This is a genomic window from Stenotrophomonas sp. HMWF003, from assembly GCF_003061285.1.
GTDB lineage: Bacteria > Pseudomonadota > Gammaproteobacteria > Xanthomonadales > Xanthomonadaceae > Stenotrophomonas > Stenotrophomonas maltophilia_AP.
In genome coordinates this window covers 1-9,017 of sequence record NZ_QAIW01000003.1, presented here as the reverse complement: position 1 = coordinate 9,017, position 9,017 = coordinate 1, and the positions used below count along the sequence as shown (strand labels likewise).

Genomic DNA, 9,017 nt, shown 5'->3' with positions numbered 1-9,017 from the left:
GCTGTTGCCCGTCGATGGGGGCACCGGCAGCGACACCACCAGCTCGGCGGTCTGCACGGGCGTGCCCTGCGCCAACTCGGTGGCGGCAGTAGCGGCCAGGCGTACCTGGTCGTCGGTGCCGAGCAGAATGATGTCGGACAGCGCCGCCTCCACGGCATCGCGAATACGCCGTGCACGGTCGCTGCCGGTGCCCCCATCGACGGGCAACAGCAGCGCATCGTCCGGGGCATCCGCCGCGGCCGGCTGGCGCAGGTCGCGCAGATGGCGCGGATCGACGTGCAATGCGCCGGTAAACGAACCGCCGAGGGTCTTGTAGGCGGCAATCAGCGTGCGCAGGCGCTCGTTGATCTGGCGGTTCTCACGCTCGCGACGCTGTTGCATGGTCTGCATCACCAGCAGGCGGATGCCGACGCCGATCAGGGTGATGACGGCCAGCCCGAGCAGGGTCGAGAGCATGGCTTGCCAGGAGCTGAAGTCTAGACCGCGCATGGGGATCCGGGAGGCGGCGGGGGTTTGGCAACGATAGCTGGCGTGGGGTGAAGCGGTGATGCAGCTGAAGGGCTCCCCGCTGCGTTGGCAACGATCGTAGGCAGGCCTCGGCGGACGGGTGGCTAAGGTTCGACTTGACGTCCGCAGTCCTCGAACGTGCAGCTGATGAAATGCACATCGGTCAGTGTTGCACCGGCGAAGTTGCATCCTGTGAACTTACAGTCCGTGGCGCATGACTTGGACAGATTGGCCCCAGTGAAGTGGCAGCGCACGAATTCTTCGCCCAGCCTTGCGCCCGAGAGCTTCGCTTTGACAAAGCTGCAGTCACTGAGGCTACGTCTCACGGAAACGTTGCGCATGTCGATCCGATCAAGGCGACATCCATCCAGCTCCGATTCGTTGTGCCATTCGTGCCATCAAATCTCTATGCCGCGCCTGGCGAAACAATAAATCTTCGACCAGCCTTCGTACCGCGCTCACCCGTGCTTTCATCTATGGATACGACCTTCCCTTCGCGCGCCCTTAAGAGTCAATTCTCTCCCGGCTTACTTTATTTACGGCTATGAAAATCGCTTTTCTTGATAGCCGTTAGGGAAAACATTCGTAATACTTTCCAGTTCATTGCCCTTATACTTAAAGACGACATCAAATTCAGAGAATGAAGGGTCTGCATGCTCCTTCTGGCGCACGGTTATTATTTCTAAAATAGAGTCATTATATATGTAGTCAGATATGCTACATCCATATCTTCCCCAATTTATATCTCTTTTGACTATTGAGTCATCAAAGAATGACAAAGATATATTTCTCAATGTCCCTGCACTTGTGAAATACAGACGTTCAACACAATTATCACCGTATACACAGCACTCTCTATTAATTATATTTTCAGATTGTCCATATATTTCAACCAATACTATCCGATCCAAGTTATCAAAATAGTAAACGTGTGCATTTTTTATGGATGACGGTAATTTATTAAGTTTCCTGCCTTTTTTAAACCCATTCCGCTCAATCTCATAAGGCCGCAGGTTATATAAAGCACCTTTGCTTATTACAGTTCTATTCAGATCTGGCGATATACAGGATGTGTATTTAGACAGGTATTTATCACAATTTGAGTTTACCTCAAAGTATCTTCTCTCAAGCTCATCCAATTCAAACATAATACCCCCTCGAATTTAAAACTTTTGCCTTTGGACACTCAATCCCTGATGAAGCCAAACGCTCTTGGTTAAGCAATCCCGCCCTTCCAACCATCTTTACGGCTTCTGGGCGCTGCAAGCGGAGCCACAAGCAGAATCTCTTCATCGCCTTACTTAGAAAGGGCCTTGAGAATCAAAACGGACTAGCTGCATATGTACGCCCTGTAATGTGGACAGGCGCTCGTCCAACTGCTCCGCCACGTACTCCGCGAACTGAGGCATGGAAGACGAGCAGCCCTCAGAGGGGCACGCAGGAACAATCTCGCCATTCAATTTCAAGTACGTTCGCTGGGCAGACAGCACTCGATAGAAGATCAGTGAGTCAGGGTCTGGCAAAGCTTCGAGCATACCCCGCTTCAGAACGGGCCACGCGCCTTCTTCAGTACGCAACGTAACTATGTTGTGAACTGGCAGCACGTCACCGAAATCGAGAAGCGACGCTGAGAGCTCTGGAGCATCCAGCCTAAGCGCGAAGAACTGCGCAAGGCGCCACCTGTCTGAGATGTGTATCAGGCGCCCCACCCCATACCCGCCAGACGGAAGTGGAATTGCAAACACGTCACCAACGGCAATCTTGATCTTCTTTTTCGTCATTTCGGCCATTCAACCATCCACTTCTGCAGCCTCTTCCAACCACTGCTTGAAGATGTCCGAATTGGTGTCGTTCAGCCGAGCCACCCGGTCAACGTTGGAAGGTACTGGAGGCATGCTCTCCACTGCGACAAGGAGCCTGCTGCGACGCTGGCCTGCGCCGAATGCGCCCTCTGCATCCAACTGGCGTGCGGCCTGCTCTACAGCATCCATACGGAGCTCGATCTCTTTTTCCCACTCATCGACACCGAGCTCTTGTAGGCTCGGCCTGGCGAGGAAGGGCGCGCGAAGCTTTTCAGTGTATTCGCTTCCAAAGTCAACGTATGGAGAATCTGCATACGACCACCTCAGATCCGCAGCTACCTCTGGGCCTTCGCCACTCTCGTCCACTGCCCTTGCAAGCGCCTCTTCAGACCAAGCTGAAAGGAATGGCGCGTGGCCTTCCCCGGTCACGACGAAGGTGCAGTAATAGAAGCTCTCGCCACCTCTAAACAAGTCCAGCAGCGCGGGCCGAAATGACTTGCAGACCAAGTCCACCAAACCATTGACATCTTCCGTCTTCAAATCTCGCCGAAACGCACTCAGTACCGGGCCGAGCGTCATGCCAGCTGCACTTCGCGGCAGAACTACGCTCTCGAGGCCATGCACCAGCCATTCCGTCACCCTCCGGCCAACGTCCTCTTGAGGCGACGCCTGGGCCTCCGCACTCGGTATGCTCACGAAGATCTTCAGGCGCCGTTGCTGCTTGAAATAGCGTGCATCAACACTCGGCTCTGCAGGGGAGATGTCGGTGATGCTACCGCCGATGTGCAGCGTGATATCCATAGCATCAAGGCCGACCAAGGAAACCCCGCCCATTGCGGCTTTCAAACGCTTGCGAGCATGAACTACGCCTGCAAGAAACAGGATGCCGACCTCGGGACCGCCCAACCGGGCGGTCAGCGATACTTCCATGAAGCCCCCAGCGTACGTTGGACAACAAGCACCGCACTCGTTCCAGGTGGCCGTGTCACCGAATCACTACATTCTCGGTGATACAGCCCGCCAATTGGTCCATCGAGGTTCCGCCCAGGAACTTGCTGCCGGCGACGGATCCAGTGAACAGCTTGACGTCCGAGAAGTCACAGTCCTCGAACGTGCAGCTGATGAAATGCACATCGGACAGTGTCGCACCGGCGAAGTTGCATCCCGTGAACTTACAGTCCGTGGCGAATGACTTGGATAGGTTAGCCCCGGTGAAGTCGCAGCGCACGAATTCTCCGCCCAGCCTTGCGCCCGAGAGCCTCGCTTTGACAAAGCTGCAGTCACTGAAGCTACGCCTCACAAAAACGCTACGCATGTCGATCCGATCAAGGCGACATCCATCCAGCTCCGATTCGTTGATGCTGGCACCCTTTTTGAACTGGACGTCAGAGAAATCGACATTGCCTACTTTCAGGTAACGCACCGGCTCAGCGAGGGTCACCCCGCGATAGTCAGCCATACCCATCTCGGTGAGGCCAAAGGGCGATTCCGGCATTGGCCCCATCTTGAGCAACTTCGCAGCATCGTCGAGATTCTTCTCGACCAGCCTCACCTGCTTGACCTGCCACCTGCCGCGAACTTCTTTAGCAAGCATCGGCCATTTCCTTTAGATCTCGCTACCCGCAAACGATTTCCGAGTGAGCCGATGCACAGGCACTGCAGACGGGCACGCGCTGTCGTCGCCCTGTCTACTCAATCTGTCTGCCGCAGACCACCAGCACTAAAGATCATGCACTCAGAGAAACTATATCCCACTAGCCTTGGGAACAAAAACTGCATGTACGCCGTTAGCCAGATAGGCGCCATTCGTGCCATCAAATCTCTGTGCCGCGTCTGGCCAAACAATAAATTTCCGATCAGCCTTCGTACCGCGCTCACCCGTACTTGTATCTATTGATACGACCTTCCCTCCGCGCGCCTTTGCTTCACGAAGGACGATTGCCACGAATACCTCGGAAGCCTCGTCACCTGTAGGAATCGAAGCTCGCAACTCGCCATTGAGGATAGAACCTTGCAGGAAGTCTGCAGCTCTCGACCTTAGAAGACTCACAAGGCCTGATCCGACCAATGCGTAAATCCATCCTTTTCCAGATGGATGATCCCTCACATAATTTTTATGGAAATAATCTTCAGAAACTATAGATGAATCCACGATAGTTACGTGAGCGCCACCGCACTCATCTATGCGACACCTATACTTCGGCTGGTTAGTATCCGGCTGCTGCAGCATGTCAATGAATCTTACCGATGGACGCGCTGCCAAGAGCGCACCAGCGAATTCACGCTCATCCAGAGAAGTCATGAACACGCACTGCTGAATCATTTTCGAGTTAGCCACTTGTCACCCTGCTTACGTTCTGCAATGTATTCCGGCGCCGATATTGCTCACATCAAGGGAGCCCGGCTTCAACCCAGCCCCCTTCACGACTGTGAGTATTGTGTCATTTATTCTCTGATTTGAAAGCCTTCCCGCGTTCGTAAGTTCACGCCGGGACATTCCGCCGAAGAACCCCCCTTTGTCCACCGTTTGAACGCGGACCGTCCTGCCGGATGTTCGATCAATGAAAGTCATGTCGGGATAAGTCCCTCCCTTTCTTCCCGGCGTGAGAGGCTTGATGAATTCCTCGGGGATGTCTAAGCCGGATGCTGCATCCCGTCCACCTGCAACAAGATCGAAGCTTGGATTATCCCGGATAAAAGCATCCCGGACTTGATCCATATGAGTCTGTGTCGCCTGATTGCCGCGACGAGCCAGACCCAGCGGATCAATCCAACCAAGGGCATTGGGTGCGTAATCGTAGATGTTTTCGGACGGAAATATCCCTAAAGGATCCTTGGATGCGTAGGAGCCAACCTGGGGGTCGTAGTATCTATTTCGGTTGTAGTTCAAGCCTGTTTCGCTATCGAAATACTGTCCCTGCAACCGTAAGTTGTTCTCGATACTAGGCGCAAAAGCTGTCTCCACCTGTCCACATGCCCCCAGGCGCCCCTCCCATACGATGGACCCGGCCGTACTCAGAATTCGCTCTGGACATCCATTTGGCATGAGGTGGAAGTAGTGCACCCCCCTTCCCACCTGACTTGCGGCGAGTAGCGAAGTTCGCTCAGGAACCCCTCCTTCTGGCGCCTGACCATCGGGCACCCCCCCGTCTTTTGAGTATCCGGCCAACGCATCAGGTGGAATTTCCAGCTCTACGGAAGAAGGTGGCGGGGCCGATGCAAATACTGCCTTGTTCATCGTGCCGAGGCCCAACGCACCCAGCTTCCCTGAGCCCAGCAGTGAGCGGGCGCGGTCACCGCTTGCCGCTTCGCGCTGAGAAGGAGCGCTCATTCCAAGCGTCGTCGCGCCAAGCCCGCCAAAGCCGGAGCGCCGTTCCTGCCTTGCAGTCGCTGCGCGCTTGCGATCGTCAATCGAAGGCCGCGCGGGCGGCACGGCGGGCTGCCTATCCCCTAGTGTGTCCGTCGCAGAGTCACTGGAGTCACGGCCACCTTGATGTAAAACTTGATTGGGGGCAGCCATCTGACGAAGTGCAACGTTGTCTCCAACAATGAGCGAGAGCGGCACAAACGACCCCGGGTAATACACATACTCCCGAACCCCCTCATGCAGCTTCCCCAACCGCCGCTGCCGTCGCTTCACCTCGATCAGGCTGGCCACGTTGTCCACCCACACCGGCGCGGCCTCTTCAGCGTCGTTGGCCTGCTTCACCTCGCCCAGCAGCGCGTCGCCATCCCAGAAGAACCACGTGGTCTCGTCCGGATTGCGTTTGAACACCCGTCGCCCCAACGGGTCGTAGCCGTAGTGCGTGCTCTTCCCGCCGCGCCGGCTCTCGGCCAGTCGATGGTTGGCGTCCCAGATCAGTTCCAGGTCGCTGGCGTCGTCGCCGCCCGGGCTGCCCTTGCGCACCATGTCGCCGGCGCGGTCGAACACATAGTGGACGCCCTGGTAGGTGCCCTCGCGTGTCCAGAGCAGCTCTGCCTGGTCGTCACCACCGGCCACCTTGCGCATGCGCACTTCGCGGATTTCGGTGCGCAGGCGGTCGCCGGCCGGGTCGTTGTAGTACGGGTGCAGCACGCCCTTCGGATCGGTGTGAGCCAGCAGCCGGCCTATCGCGTCGTAGCGGTATTCGTCCACGCCCTGCGCGCTGTCCTGGCGGCGGGTGAGGTTGCCGGTGCGGTCGTAGTCGTAGCGGGTGTCGAACAACGGTGACGCATCGCGCAGGACGGTCTGCGCGGTGAGCAGGTTGCGCGCGTCGTACTCGAAACGGCGCTCCACGTGCGCGCTCAGCTGCTCGCGGGTGGTGCGGCCCAGCGCGTCACGCTCCAGGGTGATGGGCGCTTCGTCGTTGATGCCCACTTCGATCAACTGGTCGCGCAGGTCGTAGGCGAAGGCCACGGTGTTGCCGGCGCCGGTCTGGCGCTGGATGCGGTTGCCCACTTCATCGTAGGCGTACCCCACGCGGAAGCCGTCCTGCAGTTCTTCCAGCAGTTGGCCCAGCGGGTCGAAGCGGCGGGTGGCGTGCCGGTGCGGGTTGCGCAACGCGATGAGCTGGCCGCGCTTGTCGTACTCGAACGTTTCCTTGACCTGTCGCCCCGGCTGGCGGATATCCGGCAGCGTTTTGGCGGTGATGCGGCCCATCTTGTCGGTGGCAAACCGGATGCGCTGACCCAGCGGGTCCAGGGTGGCGGTGAGGCGCCCGGCCGCGTCGTACTCGTAGCGGCGTGCCTGTCCCCAGTAGTCCACCTCTTCCACGATGCGGCCGAGCGGGTCGCGGGTGAGCGTGTAGGTTTCGCCCCGCTGGTTGATCACCGCCACCAACTGCTCTTCAGTGTCGTAGCGGTACTCCACCACCTGGCCATCGGCCTGCAGGCGCTTGCCGATCTGGCCGATGCCCACGTACTGCAGGCGGGTGCGCGCACCGGCCTCGTCCAGGTAGGTGATGAGCTGGTCTTCGGCGTCGTATTCGCAGCGTACGCCGGTGCCGTCGGTGGCGAGCACGGCCAGCAGCCGGCCCTTGGCGTCGTAGGTGTACACCGTGGCCTGGCCGAGCGGGTCCACCTGGCGTTGCAGGCGACCCAGCGGGTCATGCTCGAAGCGGCTCTCATGGCCCAGCGGGTCCCGCACCACCGCCACCAGCCCATGCCGGTCGTAGGCCACACCGGTGACCGCGCCGCGCGCGTTGGTCTGGGCCTGCAGCAGGCCATGGGCGTCGTAGGCGTAGCGGGTGCTGGCCTGCAGCGGGTCGGTCTGCTCGATCAGCAGGCCGCGGGCGTCGTACTGCTGCTGCCAGGTGTTGCCGTCCGGGTCGGTCACGGCCAGCAGCTGGTCGTTGTCGTCGAACTGCTGTTGCAGGCTGGTGCCATCGGCGCGCACCAGCACCACCAGGTTCCCCCGTTCGTCATACTCGAACCCGGTCCGCAGCCCCTCCGGATCGGTCACCGCCACGGTGCGGCCGAAGTCGTCGTACTCGAAGATGGTCACCCCATCGAGCGGGTCGATCTCGCACAGCGGCAGGCGGTTTTCGTCGAACTTGACCAGGCTGACATGGCCCAGTGAGTCGGTGATGCGGGTTTCGTGCAGCAGTGCGTCGTAGTCGAAGTGGTAGTCGTACAGGCCGCCGTCGCCCCAGGAATGCACCACGCGCCACTGCGCATCGAACGCGTAATAGAACGACAGGCCAACCCGATCGGTGTGGCGCACCATGTAGTGCTGCTGGTACCCGAAGGTGCGCGGGGCATCCAGCGGGTCCACTGCGGCGATCAGGTCGCCGTTGGCGTAGCGGTAGCTCACCAGCAGGTGGTTCAGGCCGCTGGCCGGGTCGTGCAGCTGCAGGCGGTCGATGTGGCCCTGGCGCGCGTCCACCTCGATGAAGCGGCCCTGCAGGCCGTCCACGCCGCTTTCGACGATGCGCACCAGGTGGCCGTCGCGGCGCTCGAAACGCCAGTGGTTGCCGCAGCGGTCTTCGATGCGCTCGATGGGCAGGCTGCGCTCGTGCGGCAGCACCGCCACGCCGGCGGCCGGCGTGGCGTCGAAGTGGTACTGCAGGCCGCCCTTGAAACGCACGATCCACTGGCCGTTGTCGCGCCACAGGCGCGCGCCGTCCACGAAGTCCAGGGTGGCCGCGTCCATGCCGTCGCGGCGCGGCAGCTCGGGGAAGAAGGCCACCTCGTCCGGGCCGGACAGCCAGGCGCTGCCGTCGGCCGACAGCGCCAGCGCGATGTCGGCCGGGGTCTGCCAGCCGTAACCGCAGGCGCCGGTGCGCTGGGCATGGCGTGAGGCGTACACGCGGCGCCAGCTGAGCGGCAGGCGGCCGGGGATGCTGAAGTCTTCGTGGCTGACCGACACGCTGCCGTCGCGGATGTCCACCGGCTCGGCCCGCAGGATCCTGCACTTGAGCGTGCCCGAGGGCAGGTGCCCCCACTTGCCTCGGCGCCACGCGGCGAAGGCATCCATCTTCTTGCGGAAGAAGTCGGTCTTGCGCAGCTTGCCCAGCCCGGCGAATGCCGCGCGGAAGGCCATCGCCGTCCACGACACGGTGGGCGGGCCGCCGACCTTGACGCTGGTGGGAATGGCCACGTACAAGCCGGTGGGCAAAAACATCGCGCGCAGCGAATTCTTGGGCTTCTTTACCCGGAACGGGTTGATCATGCCGGCCAGGTTGCAGTCCAGCACGGGCATGGCCAGGCGCGAGAACGGCTCGCCATCGG

Annotated in this window: 7 protein-coding genes; all 7 read right to left on the bottom strand. The window is 59.7% G+C overall.

All coding sequences use genetic code 11. The features are described from left to right. Window positions 1–489, bottom strand: a 489-nt coding sequence (locus tag DBR34_RS00170; protein ID WP_128095212.1) for a hypothetical protein, incomplete at its 3' end; no start/stop codon positions are given. Between the two features lie 560 nt (window positions 490–1,049). Further along, a complete protein-coding gene (locus tag DBR34_RS00160) occupies window positions 1,050–1,655 on the bottom strand; it encodes a hypothetical protein (protein ID WP_128095210.1) in 606 nt (201 codons plus the stop codon). Window positions 1,656–1,808: 153 nt separating this feature from the next. Next, window positions 1,809–2,297, bottom strand: a complete 489-nt coding sequence (locus DBR34_RS00155; protein WP_128095209.1) for an Imm26 family immunity protein — start codon at window positions 2,295–2,297, stop codon at window positions 1,809–1,811. Beyond that, window positions 2,298–3,239, bottom strand: a complete 942-nt coding sequence (locus tag DBR34_RS00150; protein ID WP_128095208.1) for a DUF4303 domain-containing protein — start codon at window positions 3,237–3,239, stop codon at window positions 2,298–2,300. A 55-nt stretch (window positions 3,240–3,294) separates the two neighbouring features. Further along, a complete protein-coding gene (locus tag DBR34_RS00145; RefSeq protein ID WP_219928190.1) occupies window positions 3,295–3,903 on the bottom strand; it encodes a pentapeptide repeat-containing protein in 609 nt (202 codons plus the stop codon). A 150-nt stretch (window positions 3,904–4,053) separates the two neighbouring features. After that, a complete protein-coding gene (locus tag DBR34_RS00140) occupies window positions 4,054–4,611 on the bottom strand; it encodes a hypothetical protein (RefSeq protein ID WP_219928189.1) in 558 nt (185 codons plus the stop codon). A 48-nt stretch (window positions 4,612–4,659) separates the two neighbouring features. Continuing rightward, window positions 4,660–9,017, bottom strand: a 4,358-nt coding sequence (locus DBR34_RS00135) for an RHS repeat-associated core domain-containing protein (protein ID WP_128095206.1), incomplete at its 5' end; no start/stop codon positions are given.